The sequence below is a fragment of the Salinisphaera sp. T5B8 genome, assembly GCF_040361255.1.
Taxonomy (GTDB): Bacteria; Pseudomonadota; Gammaproteobacteria; order Nevskiales; family Salinisphaeraceae; genus Salinisphaera.
This window is the reverse complement of record NZ_APNG01000019.1, coordinates 1-22,038: the sequence shown is the minus strand read 5'-3', so window position 1 is coordinate 22,038 and position 22,038 is coordinate 1. Positions and strand designations below refer to the sequence as shown.

Annotated in this window: 25 protein-coding genes; 13 read left to right on the top strand and 12 right to left on the bottom strand. The window is 62.3% G+C overall.

Features of this window, described 5'->3' with window-relative positions; translation table 11 throughout:
* The first annotated feature begins 26 nt into the window (after window positions 1-26).
* Window positions 27-362, top strand: coding sequence for an NIPSNAP family protein (locus T5B8_RS15650; RefSeq protein WP_353180232.1), 336 nt, complete (start codon window positions 27-29; stop codon window positions 360-362).
* Entirely contained in the window at window positions 359-1,402 is a 1,044-nt protein-coding gene (gene mtnA, locus T5B8_RS15645) for an S-methyl-5-thioribose-1-phosphate isomerase (protein WP_353180230.1), read from the top strand. Before T5B8_RS15650 ends, mtnA begins: the two co-directional genes overlap by 4 nt.
* On the opposite strand, the gene T5B8_RS15640 is transcribed toward mtnA, so the two are convergent.
* The 9 genes from T5B8_RS15640 to T5B8_RS15600 all read right to left on the bottom strand — a co-directional run bounded on the left by T5B8_RS15640 (window position 1,392) and on the right by T5B8_RS15600 (window position 8,018).
* Complete coding sequence (locus T5B8_RS15640; protein ID WP_353180228.1) at window positions 1,392-1,796, bottom strand: carboxymuconolactone decarboxylase family protein; 405 nt, start codon at window positions 1,794-1,796, stop codon at window positions 1,392-1,394. The two genes, mtnA and T5B8_RS15640, sit on opposite strands and share 11 nt — an antisense overlap.
* Window positions 1,797-1,866: 70 nt before the next feature.
* Complete coding sequence (locus tag T5B8_RS15635) at window positions 1,867-2,223, bottom strand: MerR family transcriptional regulator (RefSeq protein WP_353180227.1); 357 nt, start codon at window positions 2,221-2,223, stop codon at window positions 1,867-1,869.
* Window positions 2,224-2,247: 24 nt separating this feature from the next.
* Window positions 2,248-2,811, bottom strand: a complete 564-nt coding sequence (locus T5B8_RS15630; protein ID WP_353180225.1) for a 1,2-dihydroxy-3-keto-5-methylthiopentene dioxygenase — start codon at window positions 2,809-2,811, stop codon at window positions 2,248-2,250.
* 54 nt (window positions 2,812-2,865) lie between these two features.
* Entirely contained in the window at window positions 2,866-3,612 is a 747-nt protein-coding gene (mtnC, locus tag T5B8_RS15625; RefSeq protein WP_353180223.1) for an acireductone synthase, read from the bottom strand.
* The gene (locus T5B8_RS15620; RefSeq protein ID WP_353180222.1) at window positions 3,609-4,232 is read right to left on the bottom strand and encodes a methylthioribulose 1-phosphate dehydratase; all 624 of its coding nucleotides are present in this window, start codon (window positions 4,230-4,232) and stop codon (window positions 3,609-3,611) included. Before T5B8_RS15620 ends, mtnC begins: the two co-directional genes overlap by 4 nt.
* Before the next feature lie 614 nt (window positions 4,233-4,846).
* Window positions 4,847-5,464, bottom strand: a complete 618-nt coding sequence (locus T5B8_RS15615) for a glutathione S-transferase family protein (RefSeq protein WP_353180220.1) — start codon at window positions 5,462-5,464, stop codon at window positions 4,847-4,849.
* A gap of 41 nt (window positions 5,465-5,505) precedes the next feature.
* Window positions 5,506-6,570, bottom strand: coding sequence for a phosphotransferase family protein (locus tag T5B8_RS15610; protein ID WP_353180218.1), 1,065 nt, complete (start codon window positions 6,568-6,570; stop codon window positions 5,506-5,508).
* Window positions 6,571-6,580: 10 nt separating this feature from the next.
* The gene (locus T5B8_RS15605; RefSeq protein ID WP_353180216.1) at window positions 6,581-7,300 is read right to left on the bottom strand and encodes a TetR/AcrR family transcriptional regulator; all 720 of its coding nucleotides are present in this window, start codon (window positions 7,298-7,300) and stop codon (window positions 6,581-6,583) included.
* 16 nt (window positions 7,301-7,316) lie between these two features.
* Window positions 7,317-8,018: a histidine phosphatase family protein gene (locus T5B8_RS15600; protein WP_353180215.1), complete on the bottom strand. Its 702-nt coding sequence runs from the start codon at window positions 8,016-8,018 to the stop codon at window positions 7,317-7,319.
* Between the two features lie 115 nt (window positions 8,019-8,133).
* Here T5B8_RS15600 and T5B8_RS15595 point away from each other — a divergent pair, with 115 nt between their 5' ends.
* Both T5B8_RS15595 and T5B8_RS15590 read left to right on the top strand, forming a co-directional pair.
* A complete protein-coding gene (locus T5B8_RS15595; protein WP_006914386.1) occupies window positions 8,134-8,952 on the top strand; it encodes an SDR family oxidoreductase in 819 nt (272 codons plus the stop codon).
* A gap of 34 nt (window positions 8,953-8,986) precedes the next feature.
* The gene (locus T5B8_RS15590) at window positions 8,987-10,048 is read left to right on the top strand and encodes a saccharopine dehydrogenase family protein (RefSeq protein WP_353180213.1); all 1,062 of its coding nucleotides are present in this window, start codon (window positions 8,987-8,989) and stop codon (window positions 10,046-10,048) included.
* Here the strand turns inward: T5B8_RS15590 and T5B8_RS15585 are convergent.
* Window positions 10,035-10,856: a M90 family metallopeptidase gene (locus T5B8_RS15585; RefSeq protein WP_006914384.1), complete on the bottom strand. Its 822-nt coding sequence runs from the start codon at window positions 10,854-10,856 to the stop codon at window positions 10,035-10,037. The genes T5B8_RS15590 and T5B8_RS15585 overlap by 14 nt on opposite strands.
* 69 nt (window positions 10,857-10,925) lie before the next feature.
* On the opposite strand from T5B8_RS15585, the gene T5B8_RS15580 reads away from it, so the two are divergent.
* A complete protein-coding gene (locus tag T5B8_RS15580; RefSeq protein ID WP_006914383.1) occupies window positions 10,926-11,525 on the top strand; it encodes a hypothetical protein in 600 nt (199 codons plus the stop codon).
* A gap of 7 nt (window positions 11,526-11,532) precedes the next feature.
* On the opposite strand, the gene T5B8_RS15575 is transcribed toward T5B8_RS15580, so the two are convergent.
* Entirely contained in the window at window positions 11,533-12,423 is an 891-nt protein-coding gene (locus tag T5B8_RS15575; RefSeq protein WP_006914382.1) for a 5'-nucleotidase, read from the bottom strand.
* Window positions 12,424-12,798: 375 nt separating this feature from the next.
* Here T5B8_RS15575 and T5B8_RS15570 point away from each other — a divergent pair, with 375 nt between their 5' ends.
* The 7 genes from T5B8_RS15570 (at window position 12,799) to T5B8_RS15540 (ending at window position 21,411) form a co-directional block, all read left to right on the top strand.
* Complete coding sequence (locus tag T5B8_RS15570; RefSeq protein ID WP_006914381.1) at window positions 12,799-14,259, top strand: DcaP family trimeric outer membrane transporter; 1,461 nt, start codon at window positions 12,799-12,801, stop codon at window positions 14,257-14,259.
* A gap of 129 nt (window positions 14,260-14,388) precedes the next feature.
* On the top strand, window positions 14,389-16,191 hold the full coding sequence (locus tag T5B8_RS15565; RefSeq protein WP_353180211.1) for a tetratricopeptide repeat-containing sulfotransferase family protein: 1,803 nt from the start codon (window positions 14,389-14,391) through the stop codon (window positions 16,189-16,191).
* Between the two features lie 63 nt (window positions 16,192-16,254).
* On the top strand, window positions 16,255-16,467 hold the full coding sequence (locus T5B8_RS15560) for a hypothetical protein (protein WP_353180209.1): 213 nt from the start codon (window positions 16,255-16,257) through the stop codon (window positions 16,465-16,467).
* 24 nt (window positions 16,468-16,491) lie between these two features.
* Window positions 16,492-17,538 carry a ligase-associated DNA damage response exonuclease gene (locus tag T5B8_RS15555; RefSeq protein ID WP_353180207.1) on the top strand — a complete coding sequence of 349 codons (1,047 nt, stop codon included), beginning with the start codon at window positions 16,492-16,494 and terminating at the stop codon, window positions 17,536-17,538.
* Between the two features lie 291 nt (window positions 17,539-17,829).
* Window positions 17,830-19,320, top strand: a complete 1,491-nt coding sequence (locus T5B8_RS15550; RefSeq protein WP_353180206.1) for a patatin-like phospholipase family protein — start codon at window positions 17,830-17,832, stop codon at window positions 19,318-19,320.
* On the top strand, window positions 19,317-20,366 hold the full coding sequence (locus T5B8_RS15545; protein WP_353180204.1) for an ion transporter: 1,050 nt from the start codon (window positions 19,317-19,319) through the stop codon (window positions 20,364-20,366). Before T5B8_RS15550 ends, T5B8_RS15545 begins: the two co-directional genes overlap by 4 nt.
* 31 nt (window positions 20,367-20,397) lie before the next feature.
* Window positions 20,398-21,411 carry a DUF302 domain-containing protein gene (locus T5B8_RS15540; RefSeq protein ID WP_353180202.1) on the top strand — a complete coding sequence of 338 codons (1,014 nt, stop codon included), beginning with the start codon at window positions 20,398-20,400 and terminating at the stop codon, window positions 21,409-21,411.
* A gap of 17 nt (window positions 21,412-21,428) precedes the next feature.
* Here the strand turns inward: T5B8_RS15540 and T5B8_RS15535 are convergent, their stop codons facing one another.
* Complete coding sequence (locus tag T5B8_RS15535) at window positions 21,429-21,626, bottom strand: hypothetical protein (RefSeq protein ID WP_353180200.1); 198 nt, start codon at window positions 21,624-21,626, stop codon at window positions 21,429-21,431.
* Here T5B8_RS15535 and T5B8_RS15530 point away from each other — a divergent pair.
* The coding region (locus T5B8_RS15530) for a GNAT family N-acetyltransferase (RefSeq protein ID WP_353180199.1) at window positions 21,625-22,038 on the top strand (414 nt) is incomplete at its 3' end. The genes T5B8_RS15535 and T5B8_RS15530 overlap by 2 nt on opposite strands.

The following is a 22,038-nucleotide window of genomic DNA, read 5'->3' as shown; positions in this document are numbered from 1 at the left end:
GCGCGTTCAATAACAGGAGGATTGTCATGATCACCTGCTATCTGCGCTACGAGATCGACCCGACCAAGATCGGCGAATTCGAACACTATGCGCGTTTGTGGATCCCCCTGGTCGAGCGCTTCGGCGGGACGCATCACGGCTATTTTCTGCCGCATGAAGGCGCCAGTGATATTGCGGTGGCCCTGTTCAGCTTCGACAACCTCGCCGCTTACGAACGCTATCGCGAACGCGCGGCGAATGATGCCGAGTGCCAGGCCGCCTTCGCCTATGCCGAGCGTACGCGTTGCATCCGTCGCTATGAACGCAGCTTCATGCGGCCGGTGTTCGACGCGCCCGCGCCACAGGAATCGTTTGTCGTATGAAAGATCGTGAGTGTCTTGCCCTGTGCGTACGCGACGGGCGGCTGAGTCTGCTGGATCAGTCACGTCTGCCGCATCGCCAGGATTGGTTCGCGGTGGACGATGTGAATACGCTCATCGCGGCGATCCATGCCCTGCAAACCCGCGGTGCGCCGATGATCGCGATTGCCGCTGCCTTGCTCGTGGCGGTACGCGTCGAAGCCGGCGACGATCACGCCGCGGTGGGTGAGGCGATCGCCCGGCTGCGCGCGGCGCGCCCGACGGCGGTAAATCTCATGCATGCGATGGATGCCCTGGCCCGCGCGCTCGAAGACGACGACTGGCGCACGGCGGTGGTCGAAACGGCCGAAGCGTTGTTCGACGACGATCGCGCGCTCTGCGATGCCATGGCGGAACACGGCGCGGCGCTGATTTCGTCCGGCGAACGGATTCTCACCCACTGCAACACCGGTGGTCTGGCCACGGCCGGCATCGGAACCGCGCTCGGCGTGATCCGCCGTGCCCACGAACAGGACAAGAATATTTCCGTGTGGGTGGATGAAACCCGTCCGTTATTGCAGGGCGGCCGGCTCACGGCCTGGGAGCTGGCCACGTTGGGCATCGATTACCGACTGATCACCGACAGCATGGCCGCCAGCTTCATGGCCGCCGGCGAAGTCGACCGGGTGCTGGTCGGCGCGGATCGCATCGCCGCCAATGGCGATTTTGCCAACAAGATCGGCACCTATTCGCTGGCCGTGCTCGCGCAGTATCACGACATCCCCTTTGGCGTGGTCGCACCGCGTACGAGCGTGGATGCCGGCTGTGCCCGCGGCGCCGATATTCCTATCGAACAACGCGCCGCTGCCGAAGTGCGCGGCGTGACCGGCGCCGCAGGCGAATTGGCCTGGGCGCCGGCCGATGCGGCGGTGGCCAACCCGGCCTTCGATGTCACGCCCGCGGCGTTGATCGATCACTGGATACTGGATAGCGGTGTATTCGATCGGCTCGAAGTCGAGGCCGGCGTATTCCAGTTCGGCGGCGCGGCGGTGATCAACGGCTAGCCGGGCCATCGGTTTCGATAAGCCCGCGCTCGGTGAAGACGTCTCGGGCCGCCGTCATACCGTTGAGCGCAGCCGGAAAGCCGGCATAGACCGCCATCTGAATAATGACTTCCACGACCTGCTCGGGGGCCACGCCCACATTCAGCGCGCCATGAATATGGACCTTGAGCTGGGGCGCGCAGTGGCCAAGCGCGGTCAGCGCGGCGACCGTGGCTATTTCGCGGCTTTGCAGATCCAGGCCCGGACGTTGATAGATATCGCCAAACGGAAATTCGATGGTGTAACGCGCCAGATCGGGCGCGATCTCACGCAGATTGTCGATGACGGCTTCGCCTGCCGCCCCATCGATTTCCTTGAGTTTCGCCAGACCGGATTCGTAACGTGTGGTTGCCATGCGCTGCTCCTGAAGAAAAACGAGAGCTAGCAACCTACGGCTTGGAGTACACTCCAAGTCAAGCGTTTGCTCAGGTCGGATCGTGTTGCGCGTAATACGCGATCTTGGCGCGAATACCGGCAAGATGGTCGCGATCGCGCGCGAGTTTGTCTTGCAGATGCCGGGCATGGCGTTCCAGCATGCGACGGCGCTCGGCGAAGGTGGCCGCGCCCTCGGCGCGAAGCTGGGCATAGCGGCGGATATCGGCTAGCGGCATGGCCGTGGCCTTGAGGCGCAGCACAAAACCAATCCAGTCCAGATCGCGGTCGTCGAACACGCGATGCCCGCTGGCATCGCGTGTAATCCGGCGCAGTACGCCCACTTTTTCGTAGTAGCGCAGCGTATCGGCCGACACGCCCGTGCGCGCCGCGAATTCGCCGATATTCAAAACGCGAACCGTGTATGCGTGCGTTCAGCCCTGGCCCAGCATCTGCTCGCCCGCGGGACGGAAATCCTTGGCGATATCGGTGCCGGTGAAATTGGCCACCCAGCCTTCCTGGTTGTTGAACAGACGAATCACCTTGAAATGCGGTTTGTCGCCCATGTCGAACCAATGCGGCGTGCCGGCGGGTACGCTGATCAGATCATCGGCTTCGCAGAGCGTGGCATAGACGCGATCGCCGATATGCAATGTGAACAGGCCGGCGCCATCGACGAAGAACCGGACTTCGTCTTCGCTGTGCGTGTGTTCGTCGAGAAACTTGGCCCGCATGGCATCTTTCTGCGGATGCTCGGGGTGCAGGCCGATGACGTCCCAGGTCGCATAGCCGAACTGGGCCTGCAACCGCTCGATATCGCTGGCATAGGCCTCGCCAATCTGTTCGGCTGTCGCGTCGGCCGGCAGCGCGTGCTCGGCGGGCCAGCGCTCGAACAATACGCCGACCTTGTCCATTTCGGCGGCGATGCGTTCAGCGTCGTCGGTATCGAGCAACGGGTTGTCGGTATCGTTTTCGTTGTAGACGGTCAGTCGGCTCATGCTTGGCTCCTGTGTGCACTGGCGCGCCGGCCCATCGCGGCACGCGGCCCGGTCTCAGACGAGTTCGATATCCTCGAACGAGGTCACCACCGGGTGTCTTTCGCTCATTCTAGCTTTTTCCTGGGTGTTTTCATCGCGGGCAACCCAGCAGGTCTGCAGGCCGGCGTTGGCCGCGGCATCCAGCTCTTCACCCACATCGGACAGAAACAGCAAAGAGGCCGGCAGCTCGCCGAGTTCGGCCGCGATCGTCTTGTAGCTGCGCATCTTTTTCTTGCCACCGATACGGGTATCGAAATAGCCCGAAAACAGATCGCTCAGATCGCCGTGATCGCTGTAGGTGAACAGCAGCTTCTGGGCCGCGACGGAACCGGAGGAATAGACATACAGCGCGCGCCGGTCATCGGCCCAGGCCTGCAGCGTGGCCACCGCGTCGTCGTAGACATGGCCGGTGAAATCGCCGTCCGTGTAGCCTTTTTCCCAGACCAAGCCCTGCAAGGTCTTGAGCGGGGTGGCCTTGCGGTCCTCGTCCATCCATTTTTCGAGAATGGTGATCACGCGATCGAGGTCGGCGTCCGGTTCCTCGGCTTCGGTGCGCACGTCTTCGATCAGGGCCGCGACCGTGGGCTCCTGGGCATGGGCGCGTACGAACGGCGGCAAATACTCGCGTGCGTAGGGGAACAGCACCTCGTGCACGAAGGCGATATCGGAGGTCGTACCTTCGATATCGGTAATCACGGCACGCACGTCCGGCGTGGGTTCTTCCAGGCGCAGGCGATCGTGATCGCCCATGAATTCGCTCATTGCATGTTCTCCAGTTGCCGGCGCTGCAGTTCGCAGGCCAGCAGAAATTCCCAGCCTTCCAGATGACGCCGTGCTGTCACAAGGTCGGCGCCCCAGGCATAGATACCGTGGCCACGTACCAGAAAACCGAACGCGGGCGCGGCTTCGTCGAAGCGTGCTTCCAGCGCGGCGGCGAGCGTGTCCATATCCTGGCTGTTGTCGAGCACGGGCAGTTCGATGCGCGCATCGTGGGTGGGGTTGCCGGTGATGCTCTTTTGCATTTCGTAGCCTTCGAAGACCAGCCGCTTCGGCTTGTCGATACGCGAAAGCAGCGTATTGGCGACCGAATGCACATGCAGGACTGCGCCGATCGCCGGATCGCGCCGGTACAGTGCCAGATGCAGTCCGGTTTCGGCCGACGGTTTGCCCTCGGCAAGCAGTTCCCCATGAGTCGTCATGGGCAGTAGATCGGCGGGCGTGAGCGCGGTCTTGTCCACGCCCGAGGCCGTAATCAGTACGCGCTCGCTATCCAGCCGGCGCGAGAAATTGCCGCCGGTGGCCGGGCAATAGCCGCGCGACGCAAACCAGCGCACGGTTTCGCACAGCGCCTGCGCGGCAGCGGTGGTAGCGGCGTCATCCATTCGTCGGCGTCTCGATTCGGGCCTGATTCGCGCATGCTAGCGCTGTGGCTGCGGCCTCGCCAATGCCGGGCCGTGCCGATTAACTCCGTGCTCGCGCTTTCTCGCGTTCTGAGCTAATGGAAGCGATGAATTAGATCTGGGGTTTTGCTCTGTCGTGCAAGTGCGTTTCATCGGCATTAAGCCGACAAGGACACAGCAGTGCGAAACCTGAGGTTGGACAAACTCGGGAGTGCCGAAAGTCTGATAGCTCGGGCTCCCGGGTTCAGAACCAATGCTGGGGCAACTTTGAGCCCGGGGTTTCGCGCTGCTGCGCGAGTGACTTTCATTTGCTTGTCCAAATGAAAGTAACCAAAGCAAAGGACACCCTGTCTTGCGCCGATGCTGCGCATCGGTTCCCTCCCATCGCAGCCGGCAAGCGGGACGGCCGGAAACTCGCTGCGCTCAAACATCCGGCCGTCCCTAGGCAATTAACAAGGCCGCTTGCCGGCTGCGCTGCTCGGCGCTGCGCCCAAGGGGCCCGAATACAGACAAGCTCGCTGGCGCTTGCTCAAGGTCGCTCTTTTTGTAGGTCGGCTTAGCGAAGCGTAAGCCGACAAGAACGTGGCCAACCCGTTTCAGGCTTTTGCACTCTCGCGCGCCGACACCGCATCGTGCCAGCGCTTGAGGTGGGTATGGTCCTCGCCGATGCGCAGCTTGACCACGCGCGCGAAGTCGACGGTGCACAGGGCGGTGATATCGGCCACCGAATAGGAATCGCCGGCGATGTATTCGTTGTTGGCCAGATGCTCGTTGAGAAAGCCGAACATCTTGCCGGCCCGTTCGAGGCTGATCTCGCCGAACTCGCGCGAGCATTTCTCGCGGTCCGAGAAGGCACCGCTGATATTGCGAAATGCCATGGCCACCGGGAACAGGAAGGCCAGTTCCATGCGCCGATTCCACATTTCCACGATCGCCTTGTCTTCGGCGCTGGTGCCCATCAACGGCGGTTCGGGATAAATCTCCTCGAAATAACGGCTGATCGCCATCGACTCGGCGATACAGGTGCCGTTGTCGAGCTCGAGCGTCGGCACGCCGCCCAGCGGGTTCTTGCGCTTGTATTCGTCGGTCAGGTTTTCCGCGGCCATGAGATCGAGATTGATGATCTCGATGTCGTTGAAATCGATGCCTTTTTCGGCCATGAAAACGCGTACGCGGCGCGGGTTGGGGGCACGGTCGCTCTGGTAAAGCTTCATATCGATACTCGCGGTGGGTTCGTCGTTATACGGGCGTGGGCTCAGGCCGAGCGGATCACGCGCTCGCATTGATCATGCAATACGTTCACGGCATGGCCAAAGCTGGCGAAGCGTTTGTCGCGGGTCTTGCCTTCGACATAGCGCTTGTAAATCTGTTGCAGGATCACGGCCAGCCGGAACAGGCCGAAGACCTGGTAGAAGGGCCAGTCGTCTATCGTGTGCCCGGTCTTTTCACGATAGCGGGCCAGCATTTCGTCGCGGGTGAGCATGCCCGGCAGATGGGTCGGGCCCATGCGGATCGCGCGCATCGGCTGGGGATCGTCGGCCTGCACCCAGTAGGCCATCGAACAGGCGAAATCCATCACCGGGTCGCCGAGCGTGGCCATTTCCCAGTCGAGCACGCCGATAATGTCGTTGAGCTTTTCATCGAAGACGACGTTATCGAGCTTGTAGTCGTTATGGATGATCGCGCGCCGGGTCACATCGGGTATACGCGCTTCAAGCCATTGCATGAGGGCTTCGCAGTCGGGCACGTCATCGGTGCGGGCATTGCGATAGCGCTTGTTCCAGCCGGTGATCTGGCGCTCGATATAGCCTTCGGGTTTGCCGAAATCGGCCATGCCGGCGGCATCGATATCGGTGGTATGCAACGCCGCCTGTACGTCGAGCAGCTGTTCGCAAAGACGCCCGGCCTCGGCCTCGGACAGGTCCACGCCCTCGGGCAGGTCCCGGCGTACGATCACGCCGCGCAGGCGTTGCATCACATAGAATTCGGCGCCGATCACAGACTCGTCGGTACAGTGCACGATCGGCTCGGGGGCGTAGTCGTACACGCCATGCAGGCGCGACAGCACGCCGTACTCGCGGCCCATGTCATGGGCGGATTTCACCTGACTGCCGAAGGGCGGACGGCGCAGCACGTATTCCTTGTCGTCGACCGCGAGCAGATAGGTGAGATTGGACGCCCCGCCCGGGAACTGGCGAATGGTCATGTCGCCCTGTTCGGGCACGAGTACCGGCGCGTGTGTACGACACCACTCGGTCAGCGCGGCGGCGTCGATGCCTTCGCCCTCGCGAATATCGCGGGCCTGATCGATGGCAGTCATGGAAGTCTCCTCAACCGTGGGTCGTCGTTTTCGTTTTGTCGCTTGCCTGGAGCAGGGCTTCGGCGGCCGCGGTGACGATATCGGCATAGGCGCTCACGTCGAGGCCGCGTTCGCCGTGCTTGTGGCGTTTGAGATACCAGTCCTGGAGCATGGCCTTGAGCAGCCCGGCGGCGATATCGGCATCCATCCCGCCGTAGCGGCCTTCGGCCTGGCCCTGACGGATGATGTCGGCGAATATCTGTTCGGAGTTACGCTCGGCCGCCACGGCCTGGCGGCGTTCATCGGCGGCCAGGTGGTGGGCTTCCATGTACAAAAAGAAGAACCATTCGCGCAGCGCTTCGGTAGTCAGCAGATGGGCTTCGATGGCGCTTGCCAGACGCGCGTGGCTGTCGTGGATATCTTCCAGCACATGGGCCATGACACGGCGCAGCGTGCGCGAAACCCAGGACTGGATCAGCCGTGCCAGCTCGTCCTTGCTGCCGATATAGGCATACAGGCCGCCCAGCGAGAGGCCGCTCTCGCGGGCCAGCTCGCGTAGCGTCATCGCCGCGAAGCCCTTGCGGTTGGCCAGCCTGAGCGTGGCTTCGATGATGCGGGTGAGATTGTCGGTGGCCGCCTCGGCGCTGCGTACCGCAATTGCGCCTTCACGCGCTTCGAGGATCTGCGCGCACAGGCTGCGGCTATCCAGATGGTGCCGTGCGGTAAAGCTTTCGAGGCTGCGCCGTTCCATGTCGAAGCGATCCGCGCTAGCGGAACGTCACCAGGCTGTCGTCGCCGGCGGCGTGCAGGGCGGCGATATCGTTGAAGGCGAGCATGCGCCAGCCATCTCGGGTCGAGCGCAGTTCCGCAACCGCTGCGTTGTAGACGCTCCAGTTGATCTCGATCGCTTTGGCGTCGGGTGCACCGGTCGCGGTCGCGATCGAGATGGCTATCGGCCCACCGGAGCTGCATAGGCCGATCCGTGCATCCTTCGGGTATTCGCCGCGCAGCTTTTCCAGCGCGGTTTGTACACGCGCTTTGAAATCCAGCCAGGATTCGCAGCTGTCATGTTCGTGTGGTGTGCCGGCGAGCCAGTGCCGGGTCACCTGTTCGAATACCTTCTGGAACAGGCGGCGATCGGTCTTCAATTGATCGCGCGCGGCGCCCAGTTCGGGGTTGTCGGCGAAAACGCGCGGCGTATAGGCGGCAAAGATCGCGTCGGCGTCATACTCGTTGAACGCAGCCTCGGTGTGTATCGTGGGCGCGTCGTCGAACGCTTCATTAACGAGTTCCGCGGTACGCTGCTGGCGTTGCATGGTGCCGGCGATTAGAACGTCGAAGCGTTGGCCGGAGGCAGCCAAATGACGGCCGACCAGCCGGGCCTGACGTTCGCCGATTTCGGACAGACGGTCGTAGTTGGCCGTGCCGAAACTGGCCTGGCCATGACGGATGAGTACGAGCTGGGTCATGGCGCGACTATAGGCAGGCGATGTTTGAACGGTCAATGTAAAACGGACGTTCGTTCTATTTTCGCTATGCTGTGCGCGCGCGCACGCTCGGTGCGCCACAGCTTGCAGGCTACTCATGACCCAGAAAACTCCGAATTCCAATACGTCACGTATTGCCATTACGGGCGCCGGCAGCGGCCTCGGCCGCGAGCTTGCGCTGCGCTATGCCCGGGAAGGCTGGCGTGTGGCGGTAACTGATCTTCAGAGCGGGCGGGCGAAGCGCGTGGCCGGCGAGGTCAATGCTGCCGGTGGCGATGCGATCGCGCAAACGTTGGATACCCGCAAGCCAGAGGATTTCGATGCGCTGCTCGATCGAATCCGAGAGGAATGGGGCGGGCTCGACGTGTTCGTGAACAACGCCGGCGTGTCCAATGCCGGCAGCGTGGTCGATACGCCGCTCGAAGACTGGGACTGGATGCTGGATATCAATCTCATGGGCGCGGTACGCGGCGCCCGCGCCGCACTGCCCATGCTGCGTGAAAGTCGGGGCCATCTGGTCAATATCGCCTCCTTCGCCGCGATCGCCAGTGCCCCCGGGATGAGCGCCTATAACGTCGCCAAGGCCGGCGTGTTGTCGCTGTCGGAATCGATCCGCGGCGAGGAATATGGTCACGGCGTCGGCGTTACCGTGGCCTGTCCGGCCTTTTTCGCCACCAATCTGCTGGATTCGTTTCGTGGCACGAACGACCGCCAACGGGCCATGGTGGAAAAACTCATGCGGCGTGCTCGCGTGAGTGCTGAAGATGTGGCCAACGATATCTATGATGCCGTGCGCGAAAATCGTTTCCTCGTGATTTCGCACCGCGATTCGCGTTGGCAGTATCGCTTCAAGCGTTTGTCGCCGGAACGATTCTTTACTGCTGTCCGCAAGGCCACACGTTCCTTTACTGGCTGATCTGTGGCCTGTGTCCGCATTCAAGAGACTCACGATGACCCAACCGACGTTCATGATCTACGGCGCCTATGGCTATACCGGTGAACTGATCGCCCGTCAGGCTGTAGCCGAAGGTTTGACTCCCGTACTGGCAGGCCGTCGTGCCGAGGCGCTGGCGCCGCTGGCTCAGGAACTGGGGCTGGACTATCGCGATTTCGGCATGCACGAGGCCGCCGATATCGCGCCCCATCTGGACGGTATCGATGTGCTGCTGCATTGCGCCGGCCCGTTTTCGGCGACCGCGCCGCAGGCTATGGCGGCCTGTATCAGGGCGGGCGTGCACTATCTCGATATCACTGGCGAGATCAATATTTTCGAGCATTCGTTCAGCCGTCACGACCATGCGGCGAAGGCGGGCGTCGTGCTGTGCTGTGGTGTCGGCTTCGACGTGGTGCCCACCGACTGTATTGCGGCCTATCTGGCCGAAGCGATGCCCGATGCCGTGGAACTCGCCCTGGGTTTCGACTCACGCTCGGGTTTTTCGCCGGGTACGGCCAAGACGTCGGTCGAAGGTCTGGCCGACGGCGGCAAGATTCGTCGCAATGGCCGCATCACCACCGTACCGCTGGCCGCCAGTGTGCGCGAGATCGATTTTGGCGACGGCCCGAAACAGGCGATGACCATCCCCTGGGGGGATATCTCGACCGCTTGGCATACGACGAGCATCGACGATATCGAAGTCTATATGCCGATGTCACCGAAACGCATCAAACAGGTGCAGCGTCTGAACTGGGTGCGCCCGTTGCTGGGGTTGTCGCCGGTACAGTCGCTTTTGAAAAAACGTGCCGCCAAGGTCGCGGGCCCTGACGAATCGCGGCGCGAGCAAGCCACGACCCATGTATGGGGCGAGGTCGTGAACGCGCGTGGTGAGCATCGGGTTGCGCGTGTGCACGTGGCCAATGGCTACGATGTGACCGTGCATGCCAGTCTGGCGATCGTGAAACAACTCTTGACCGAGGCGCCTGCAGGCGGCAGCTACACGCCCTCGCGACTGGCCGGCAAGGAACTCGTCGAGCGTCTGCCTGGCAGTTCGAACGTCGAGCTCAGCTCGGAATAGCGTTGCTGAATTCGGGCGGCTGGAGCGCCGTGTCGATATCGAAATAGGCCGCCATCAGGCGATACAGGTCGCGGTGTGCGGCTGCGAGTTCGGCGCCGCGTTGAAAGAAGGCCTCGACCGCGACAGCAAAGAACTCCGCAGGATTTTCGGCGCCGTAAATATCGATGGCCGGTGAGCCGCGCTCGCGCAGCGTCTCGAAAGCTGCGCCGAATACATGCGTCCAATCGTCTGCGTCATCGAGTGGCGGTGCGCCTTCTTGCGACGGGGCTGCAAAGTCCAGCAGATGGGCGAATTCGTGGAGTACGACATTGTGCTCGGCGCCGGCCAGCGCGGCTTCGATATCGGCCCAGGAAAGCACCACGCGGCTGTCGTCCCAGGCTTCGCCCGACGCCAGTAATGGCAGATCGTCCATCAGTCCCTGCTCGTCGGGCCACGTCTGCGGGATATAAAAGGCATCGGGATAGATCAGCACTTCGCTTGGTAACGTGAAGGCCCCCGGCGTGGCGCCCAGACACAGCAAGCTGGCCTGGCCGGCGACAACGAGGCGCATATCGTCTGTGATTTCAAGGCCCTGGCAGCCGATGAAACGCACATCGGCAATCAGCTGTGCCGCCAGTCGTGGCATGCGTGCGCGCTGGCGTGCGTCGAGCAAACCCCGCCAGGGCAGCAATGCCCAAAGCCGGCGGCGCTCGGCTTCACTTAATCGTGCCGGGCCACGCACGAGCAGGCGCAGGCGCGGATAAGCGATAATACCCGCCGCTGCGACGAGGCTACCGACGAGAACGGTAAGCGCGGCAATCGTATTCATAACGTATCGATCCCGGCGCCCGGCGTTTGCCCGGCGAATTGTCGATTAAAAAAGGACGGAAAGATCCCGGTGAGTTGGTCTCAAGTCGCGCTAAGCATATTTTCGACCGTAACGTCGTTCATTATCTGGTCGTTTCTGGTCTACGCGTTTTATGTGCTGCGTAATCGCAGTCTTGAGCATAAGCTCAAGCAGTTGATCCAGCCCGAGCGCAGCGTACCCGACGAGGACCGCGTGCATATCGTATGTGCCAACGCGACCGGCGTTCGGGTGACCGTGCGCGATGTGCGTCTGATCACCGACGACGACGTTCACGTCAGTCTGGCCTATATCGGCGATACCGGCGATGTGGTTCGCCCGCGCAAGCCGAACGACATTATCGCCCGGCGGCGCAATCCGGTGATCACATGCCACGAAAAGGCGGGCCTCATCGAGCGAAACTTCGTGGAGTTGCCGGCGCAGAGCGCGGGCATGTGGGCGCTGACCGCCAATCAGGTCGAAAGCTCAAAATGGCACTTCGTGGAATGCTTGCTGGTGATCGACTATCCGACCCTGCTTAACACCCGCAAATTGATGGTGGTGTACGCAAAGCAGTCGATCGTCGACAGCATCAACGAGGACTTCAATCGTTATATCGTCGATGCGCGCCGCCGTCATCGGCACGAAAGCTAACCCTGGGTTATTCGTTCGCGACGCCGTGGGGCACGTGGCCGGCGGCTACACGTTGAGAAGCGCTACCGATATGGGTCGCCTGATCGTCGAAGAAAATATCCGCACCGAAGGCTTCCAGAAACTCGGCCTTGGTCATGCCGCCGAGGAACAACGCTTCATCGATTCGGATATGCCAGGCGCGCAGGGTGCGAATGACGCGTTCATGCGCGGGCGCACTGCGTGAAGTCACCAGCGCGGTACGAATCGGGCACCGGGCCGGGTCGAACTCGGCCTGGATCCGCGTCAGTGCTTCCAGAAACGCCTTAAAGGGCCCGCCCGGCAGCGGTTTGCCGGCAGAGCTGACTTCGCTGGCGGCGAAGGCTTCGAGCCCCTGTTCCTTGAAGATGCGTTCGGCTTCATCGGAAAACAGGACGGCGTCACCATCGAAAGCGATCTTGAGTTCGCCGTCTTCATGCGCCAGCGAGTGGCCAGGCACGATAGTCGCGGCGGCACAGCCGGCCTTGAGCGCGGCGCGTACGTCGTCCGGATCGGCAGAAAGAAACAGATCGGCACCAAAGGCGCTCACATAGCGATAGGGCGAACTGCCGCTGGTAAACGCGGCGCGGGTAATCGGTAGCTTGTGATGGGCGATGGAGTTGAACACGCGCAGACCCGTATCGGCACTGTTACGCGAGAGCAGGATCACTTCCACGCGTTCGCTTTCGGCCTCGTTGAGCGCCAGCAGCTTGCGAACCAGCCCGAAGGCCACGCCGGGCTCGAGCACGTTTTCTTCGTGCTCGATCTGATAGTTGCAGTACGCCTCACGGCCATCGGTTTCGAACACCCGATGGCTTTCCTCGAGATCGAACAGTGCTCGCGAAGAAATGCCAATGACCAGTTTTTCGGGCCGGGTATTCATGCGCACAGTGTAGCGCCATTGCGCGCGATGAGCGCGCAATGCGTGTTCTTAAGTGGTGCGCCTAACCGCTTGAGACTAAAGTTCGAGCGCTGAACTTGGCCGCCGGAAAGGTGGTCTCGCTACCCACCGCGAGCGCGATTTTTTTATGGCAAAACCTTGATTCCATCGAAAATAAAAAGAAAACCTTCCGTTTCTCTTTAGGGGCCGGCATTCGCTTGGCAGGTTGTTTGCTTATACGCCGGATCTGCGCCGCGCTACCGCAGGTCCGGCACGGCCTTGGCAATGTCCCAGCCTTCTGGGGTAACGTACAGGGCAAGCCGGATCGTGGTGGGACACGGTCAGGGGGATCCAGCTTTTATCTCAGGGAGAAAAGGGATGAGTACGTTCAAATCGAACAAGGTTCGTGCGTCTGTGCGTGGCGCGATTGGTACGGCCGTTGCGGTACCGCTGCTGTTTTCGGCGATGCCGGCGATGGCACAAAGTCAGCAAGAGCAGATGCAGCAGCTGCGCGATCAGATTCAGCAGATGCAGCAGCGTTTCGACGAGCTGCAGTCGCAGCAGGAAGAAATGAAGCAGGCGCAGGAGTCGCCGCGTTCGGAAGAACGTCTGGTTTCGAAGTCTGAAGACGGCGAAGGCTTCATGGTTGGCGATACCAACGTGAAGATCAACGGTTACTTCAAGTTCGACGCCATCTATGATTTCGAAGACGATCACGACGCCTTGCTGGGCCCGTCTGATGCGATTGGCACCCTCAACGCCAAGGGCACCGACTCGCCCGGTGACGGCGATTTTGGCGTTACCGTCAAGCAAACCCGTCTCAAGATCGCGACCACCACTCCCACTGAGTTTGGCGATCTGGGCGGTTATATCGAGATGGACTTCTATGGCAAGCCCTACGATGAGTCGTTCGACAGCGCCCCTTCTCCGCGTGTGCGTCGTGCCTATCTGACGTTTGGCAACTGGCTGATCGGTCGCGACTGGTCGACCTTCTCGGACTTCAACTACGGCACCACGCTCAACTTCTACGGCCCGCAGGCGCAGCTGTTCGAGCGCCAGGCGCAGGTGCGCTACACCATGGACGCCGGCGAAAACACCAGTGTCGATTTCGCCTTGGAAAATCCGGGTGGCGGCAGCGTGCTCGCTGGTGATGGTGGCACTGCTGCTTCTGCGGGGCCGGATGGCCTTGATGGCACTGCCGACGACGTCGCCGCTACTCCTGCCGATCCGAATTTTCGTGGCTTGGAGGATGGCTCCGATACCGAAAATACGCTGCCGGACGTTGTGGTTCGTCTCAAGACTTCCAGTGGCCCCTTCAGCTTCCAGGCTGCCGCTATCGGACGCTACCTTACTACCGATATCAACCAGTTGGACGGCGATGGTTCCGACGAGGATTCCGTGGTCGGTTACGGTCTGAACCTCGGTGGTTCGCTGTCGCTGCCGACCAATACCACGTTCATGCTGTCGAGCGTGTATGGCAAGGGCATTGGTAAGTACGTCTATGCACCGGCCGGCGGCGCCGACGCCTATGTGACCAGCGACGGCGACCTGGAAGCACTCGAGCGCTACGGCTTCATCGCCACGATTTCGCAGGAGCTCACCTCGACGCTCACCACGAATCTGATCTACGGCAAGGCCTACTCCGAGAATCCCGACGATTTCGTCGGCAGCACGGACGCTCTGCATGACAGCTCGTCGTCGGCGCACGTGAACCTGCTCTACACGCCGGTCGATCCGCTGACCTTCGGTATCGAGTACAACCGCGTGGAATACGAAACCCAGGGCGGCGTCGACGCCGATGCCCAGAACGTACAGTTCTCCACGATCTACAACTTCTAGATCGTGACTGTATGACGCGCCCAGCGTTCGCGCCGGGCGCCTTGAAGCCCCGGTTCGCCGGGGCTTTTTTGTGGGCGCGGTTCGGCACGTCCCGGCGCGCCGGGACGAGTGACAGGTTAGGATGAGCGCATGAGTCGTCGTTTTGTATCCCGCACTCGAAACGCACAACACGCGCCGTCCGCGGCACTGGCCGACGGTATTGCGCTGCATCGTTCCGGGCGCTTCGACGAAGCCGAGGCCTGTTACCGGCGTATCAAGCGGCGTGATCCCGACTATGCCGAAGCGCTGCGTATGCGTGCGCTGCTCGCCCACCAGCGCGGCGACGGCGAAGCGGCGGTCAAGCTGCTGCGCCGCGCGGTCGACCAGCAGCCGGCCAATCCGATCTATCACCATAGCCTGGCCGGCTTGCTGCGTGCGCGCGCCGATCTGGCGGGCGCGATCGCAGCCTACCGGCGGGCCTGGGCGCTGCAGCCCGAGCGCGTCCAGAATGGCCTCGATCTGGCCGATGTCCTCGCCACGGCCGGCCACAGCGAGGCCGCACTGGCGGTTTATGATGAATTACGCGAAGCCGCCCCATCGCTGCTGGCACCCTATTTACAGAGCGCGGGCCTGCTATTCGAACGGGGTGCCCCCGACGCCGCCGCCACGTGCCTGCACCAGGCCGAAGCAGCGCTCGATCCGGATATCGACACCCGCTGCGACCTTGCTGCGGCCTGGGCGGGCATTGGCGCCTACGAGCGGGCGGCTGCGGGCTACGAGGCGGTGCTGGCTCAGGCGCCGGCTAATGCCCGTGCCGAGGCGGGACTGGGCAGCGCCTATCAGAGCCTGGGTCAGTTCGAGGCCTCGACACGGCATTTCGAACGGGCGCTCGATCTGGATGACCGTCTGGGCTGGGTCTATGCGGCCTTGATGACCAATCGCCGCTACGTGTTGTCCGACACACGCCGCGCGGCAATGCAGCGCGCGATGGCCGATCCGAAGCTCGACGATATCGCACGTAGCCATATGCATTTCGCGCTCGGCCAGTATTTCGATGCCCAGCAGCTCCCCGAGCAGGCCTTTGGCCATTTCGAGGCGGGCAACCGCCTGCATGCGCGCCGTTACCCGTTCGACCGGCGCGTGTTCGACAGGCGTATCGAGCGTATCGTGGCCTGCTGTACGCAGGATTTCTTCGACGCGCGTGAGAACATGGGCGATGCCAGCGAGCGCCCGCTGCTGATCGTGGGTATGCCGCGCTCGGGCACGAGCCTGGTCGAGCAGATCATCGCCAGCCATCCGCAGGCCTACGGCGCGGGCGAACTCAGTGATATCGCGCGTTTGGCCCGCGAACTGCCGGCCGTCACCGGGTCCGATCGGCGCTATCCGGAATGTCTCGAGCGACTATCGCCAGCCGATGCCGCGACGCTGGCCGCGCGCTATCTGGGCGGGCTCGAAGCCCGGTCCCCGGATGCTACACGGGTGACCGACAAGATGCCTTTCAATATGCTCTGGTTGGGGCTTGTCGCGTTGATTCTGCCCAATGCGCGGGTGATCTATTGTCGCCGTGAGGCCATGGACAATGCCCTGTCCTGTTATTTCCAGCTGTTCAGCCGCGGGCTGCGATTCGCCTACGATCTGGGCGATGTCGGCCATGTCTATCGCCAGCACGAACGCTTGATGACGCACTGGCAGACGCATCTTCCGCTACCCATGCTCACGGTCGATTATGAAGCCCTGGTAGCCGATCCCGAGCGCGAATCGCGGCGGCTGATCGAATTCACCGGCCTCGACTGGGATGCGCGTTGTCTGGATTTTCATCACCATGCCCGCGACGTACGTACCGCCAGTGTCTGGCAGGTACGCCAGCCCGTGTATCAATCCTCGCTGGCGCGCTGGAAGGCCTACGAGCCGTGGCTGGGGCCGCTGCGCGAAAGTCTGGCCGACGGGGCGTAAACGCTGACGTCGTTGCGGTTGTGCCGTTCGCCTAATCGAGCGGCGTTTTGCAACGGTTTGCGAATGCACGCCAAGAAACGCGAATGGGAGACGATGTTTGCGGGTGTCGCCTGGACCGTGCCTGGATCGCACCGGGCGCCAGGGGGCTTTCTGTATGATGGATCAGGCACCCATGTCAGCATGGGGCTTGAAGCGTTGATCACGCACGTTTCAAGCGATCTGGCTTCCCCGCATTGGCGTTTGTTCGCGTTCATCGGCGGCCAAAAGGTTTGCTGAAGCGAAGCGGGCGGGCGCTCATCCATGCGCAAGACCGTGCCACGCGACGACCCGGAGACGGCCATGGCCGCTGTGATCGAACTCACCGACAAGGGCCTCTACTGCGCGGCCGGCGATTTTCATATCGACCCGTGGCGTCCGGTCGAGCGTGCCTTGATCACCCACGCCCATGCCGACCATGCCCGTAGCGGGCACGGCCACTACTGGGCCACCACGCAAAGCGCGCCGATTCTCTACAAGCGGCTGGGCAGCGCGATCGCGCTCACCGGTGTCGCGTATGGCCAGGAACTGACATTCGGTACGGCGCGGGTCTCGTTTCATCCGGCCGGGCATGTGCTTGGGTCGGCGCAGATCCGGGTCGAGGTCGATGGCGAGGTCTGGGTCGCATCCGGCGACTACAAGCGCGATGCGGATCCGACCTGTGCCGATTTCGAAGTCGTGCCCTGCGACACCTTCATCACCGAGGCCACCTTTGCATTGCCGGTCTATCGCTGGGCGGATACCGCGGACGTGGCGGCCGATATCCATGCCTGGTGGCAGGCCAATGCCGCGGCCGGCAAGACCAGCGTGCTGTTTTCCTATTCCCTGGGCAAGGCGCAGCGGCTGCTGGCGGAGTTGGCGCGCCTGACCGACGAAACGGTCTATCTGCACGGCGCGCTGGTACCGCTGACCCAGATCTATCGCGATGCCGGCATCGCCATGCTGCCTACCGAACCGGTCAGCGCCCAGGACCGAAAAGCCGATTTTGCCGGCGCGTTGGTCATGGCGCCGCCCTCGGCAGCCGGTTCGCGCTGGATGCGGCGTTTCAAGCAACACGAAACCGGCTTCGCCTCCGGCTGGATGCGGATTCGCGGCAACCGCCGCCGGCGTGGCTACGATCGCGGCTTCGTGCTCTCCGATCATGTCGACTGGCCGGGCCTGATTCGGACCATCGAACAGACCGGCGCCCGCCGCGTGCTGGCCACACATGGGCGTACCGACGTACTGGTGGCCTATCTGCGTGAGCGGGGCCTCGATGCGGCACCCCTGGTCACCGAATATGCCGACAGCCTTGAAACTGACGAGGGTTGAGTTGCGCGAATGGTCTGCCGATATGTCCTGTGGGTACGTTATGCTGGTCAGATTGTCAGGCAGGATCGAAAAGGCGAGACGCATGTCGCATATCACGGCCGCCGCGAGGCAGCGCGCCGCGCCGCAACCCGGCGTGGCTGCGCTCGCTGGATTCGATAACGCGCTGGCTTGCGCCTCGGGCGGCGTGGGCGCACTACATAATCCAGGCATCGCCGGCCATGTTTGCGCCGCTGCATTGGCGAAGGCCCGGCGCGGTCTTGTCGGCACCTCGCAGGCCGGGCCGGACCGCGGATGAGTGCTTCGGTGGGCGCCGATGTCTCGAGTCCGGTCGGGCAGAACGCCGCGGCCGATCGTGACGAGCGCGAACGCCTGCAGCTCCAGCGCATGGAACGTTCACTCGTGCGCGCCTGGCTGGCCGCGCCCTCGGGCGTGTCGCAGACCGACTATGAATGCCTGCGCTATGCCCTGGGGATGGCGCGTTTGCATGTGTTTCGTATTCCCGGCACGCGGCGCGATATCGAGGTCGATGCCGCGCGCATCATGCCGCTGCGCGCCTGGCTGCTCGAACATCTCTACGATCGCCTGCGCGGCTCGGCCACGGCCGAACAGAAATTGCTGTATTGCCATGAAGCCGTGCCCGAGGCACGACGACGCTGTATCGAGTTGCGTCGGGAACTGCTGGCCACCCATGCCGACGACTTCGACGCGGCAGCGCTCGATCGCGAGGCGGGCAAGCGCTCGCTGGTCATCGTGGCAGGTGGGGGCGGTGGTGCTGGCTATGTCTACGCCGGCGCGTTCGCCCGCCTCATGGAAGACGGGCTGATTCCCGACTATATGGTCGGTAACTCGATTGGCGCGATTCTGGGCCTGTTTCGGGCCCAGCGCCGGCATGCCGATGTGGGCGACTATCTGGATTTCGCCCGCAAGCTCAAGAACGGCGATATCTTCACTGCCGCCCGCCGGCGCAGTGAATTCTGTCTGCCGGGGCTGTTGCATCTGCACCTGCGCGCCTTGCATCAGCGCATGTCCACCGGCGATCTGCGCCGACCGCTGCGGCTGGATGAAATGGAGATCCCGCTGGATCTCGTGGTCGCCGGCATCCGTCGCAGGCCCTACGAACGTCTGCCATCGGATGTCCGTTCGCCCAACGAGGGCGCCGAGCGCTGGTTGCCGATGTGGATGCGCGTGGCCGCGCGTTTCGCCCGGCTACTCCAGTTTTTCAGTGCCGACGTGGTGGAACCCATCGTGCTCGGGCGCGATACCGACACCCGCCAGGTGCACGCCGTGGACGCCGCCGGGTTTTCCGCGGCCGTGCCCAGCATTCTGCAATACGAACCGGGCCCCGGCGCCGGTGTGACCCGCGAGATCTTCGCCGAGCTCATGGCCACCCGCGAACTGGCTGCGATCGTCGACGGGGGCGTGGCCGACAATGTGCCGGCGCGCGCCGCCTGGCGCGGCGTGGCGGCCGGACGCGCGGCTACCCGTAATGCCTACTATCTGGCCTTCGACTGTTTCTTTCCGCGCGTGGATGCCAAGAATCTGTGGCTGTGGCCGATCACCCAGACCGTACAGATGCAGATGCGGGTCAACCGGGTCTATGCCGATACCATGGTGCGCTTCGATCGCACCCTGTCGCCGTTGAATATCGTGCCCAGTCCCGACGCACTCGATCTGTCGGTCGGCTGGGGTTATCAGGAAATGGACGCCCGTATGCCCGAGGTGCGTGAAATGCTGCGCGCGGTGAGCCTGTTCTCCGACGCAGCCCAGGCGCGTGCCTCGTGAGCGAGCGCGATCCGCAGGCACAAGAAGAACACCCGCCGCGGCCATTCGCCGTTGTCACCGGCGATCGTACGCTCAGCGAGCGGCTGTTTCTGCTCTGGGATCTGGCGATCATCGTGCTGGTATCGCTCAATCTCGCGCTGATTCTCTTCGATGCCCTGTTTGCCATCGGCCCGCTGGCCGATGTGTTCGCCTCGGTCGCGCCGGGCATGCATGGCTGGTATGAAAGCGCGGTGCACGAAAACTTCGTGGCCATCGACCTCGCCTTCGTGGCCATCTTCGTGGCTGATGTGCTGGCCGGCTGGGTGCTGGCCATCGTGCAGCAGCGTTATTACCGCTGGTATTTCTATCCGTTCGCGCGCTGGTACGACGTGCTCGGCTGTATTCCGGTGGCGGGTTTTCGGTTTCTGCGCGTACTGCGCGTGGTCACGATCCTCATGCGCCTGCAACGCCTGGGCGTGATCGATATCCGCAACTGGGCGGTCTACAAGACCTTCATGGTCTACTACGACATCGTGGTCGAAGAGATTTCCGATCGCGTGGTCATCAAGGTGCTCGCCGGCGCCCAGGAAGAACTGGAAAGCGGCGGCCAGGAGCTGTCGCATCGGGTGGTGCGCGAAGTCATCCAGCCGCGCCAGCAGCGGCTGGTCAATGCCACCAGCACGCATATCGAAAACGCGATCATGGCTGCCTACAAGGCCAATCGCGACGAATTGCAGGCCTATGTGGCCAATGTCGTCAACCGCGGGGTCAATAACAACACCGCGCTACGCAATCTCGAGCGTGTGCCCATGCTCGGCAGCTTCGTCACCCATGCGCTGGACGATGCCATTACCGAAACCGTCAACAATATTCTCGATGAGGCCGTCGATGGATTGTCGTCGGCGGATTTCGACGCGCTGGTACAGAATGTCACCGACAGCGTGATCACGCGCCTGCTCGCCGACGATATCGGCCAGAATTCCGAGTTGCGCGATGCGGTTATCGAAATCCTGGATCTGGTCAAGGAACAAGTCGCGGTACAGCGCTGGCGTGAGCATTTCGAGTAGGATCGAGGCTTGGTCGTTCGTTCGAGGGTTCATGATGACGTTCATATCGTTTGGCAAAACCCGGCGCAGCCTGTTGTTGCTGTGCCTGCTCGTCCTGGTCGTGGCCCTTTCGGCCTGTGAGTGGAGCGACCTGCTCGATGGCGACGACGACAGCGACGAAAACGACAACACCCCGCCGGCGGCCGAAACCAATATTCCGGGCTTGAGTCTGGCGGTCTCCGGGCGCGGCTTCGATGCCACGCGTACGGCCTTGCGCGATGCGATTGCCGATCGCGCCAATCTGAGCGTGCGTACGGAAGTCGACCACCAGGCCAACGCCAATCAGGCCAATCTGAGCCTGCGCCCGACCACGGTGTTGTTCATCCGCGATAGCAACCGCGAACGCGCGCTGCTCACCGCCGATGCGCGCGTTGCACTGGATTTGCCCCTGCGGGTGCTCGTCTATCGCGATAGCGACGACGATACCGGCGTGGCGTTCACCAACGCAGCCTATCTGGACGCCCGTTACGATCTCGACGATGTCGAAAACGCGACCCTCGACGGCGTCGACGACGATCTCGAAGCCGTGGTAAGCGCCGCCGCTAATGCCGATCTGGATATTCGTGCCAGTGCGGCCGGTATTGCCGAAGGCGAGGGCATCAGAACCGTGGCCAGCGACGACGATTTCAATACCGTGGTCAATCGCCTGGCCAATGCGATCGACAGCCGCGATGCGCTTACACGAGTCGATACGATCGATTTCCAGGACACCGGCACGGGCATTGGCCCGAGCCGCCTGTTCATCTTCGGCAATCCGCGCGTGGGCACGCCGCTCATGCGTTCGAACCAGACGGTGGGTATCGACCTGCCCCAGAAGATGCTGGTCGTGCAGGCCAGCGACGGCGCTGTGCGGATCTATTACAACGATCCGGGTTTTATTGCCGATCGCCACGATATCGACGACCGGGACGACGAAGTCGACACGATCGCCGAATTACTCGCCGACATCGCAGACGAGGCCGCCGGATCATCCGTGCGCGTGAGCGAGGACAGCACGCCCGACTAATAACGTCAGAATCGCTGTCACGCACCGGGCGCCGTCAAATGTGCCGGCGTCGGTTTTTCGTGCGGAAACAGTCCGCCGATCCACAGCTCTATTCGCGTGTCTTCGCGTTCATTGGCGGACAATCCGCCTGCTTGATAAAAGCCGGCCCGGTTCATACATTTGCGCATGAAAGCCGTGGGATTCGAAAAATCGGCTGAACCAAGAGTGCGGTTCATGAAGATCGAAAGCGCAGCAAGTGCAGAGCATCACCAGCTTATCGAGATATGGGAAGCCTCGGTTCGGGCGACGCATGATTTTCTGGCTGAGCGTGACCTTATTGAACTGAAGCCACTGATCCTGAATGAGTATTTCAAGGCCGTCAGCCTGAGTGTTGCAAAGCGCGAGGACGGCCAAATTCTGGGGTTCTGCGGTGTGAGCGATGGCAATATCGAGATGCTTTTCGTTGCACCGCAAGCGCGGGGCCAGGGTGTCGGGGCGTTACTTGCCCAGCATGCAATAAGCACCGAAGGCGGCACGAAAGTGGACGTCAATGAACAAAACGCGCAGGCGCTGGGATTCTACAAGCATCTGGGCTTTAGGGGGCTGCTGAAAAACCCCGCCAATTTGCCTGATAATTCGAGCCGAGCG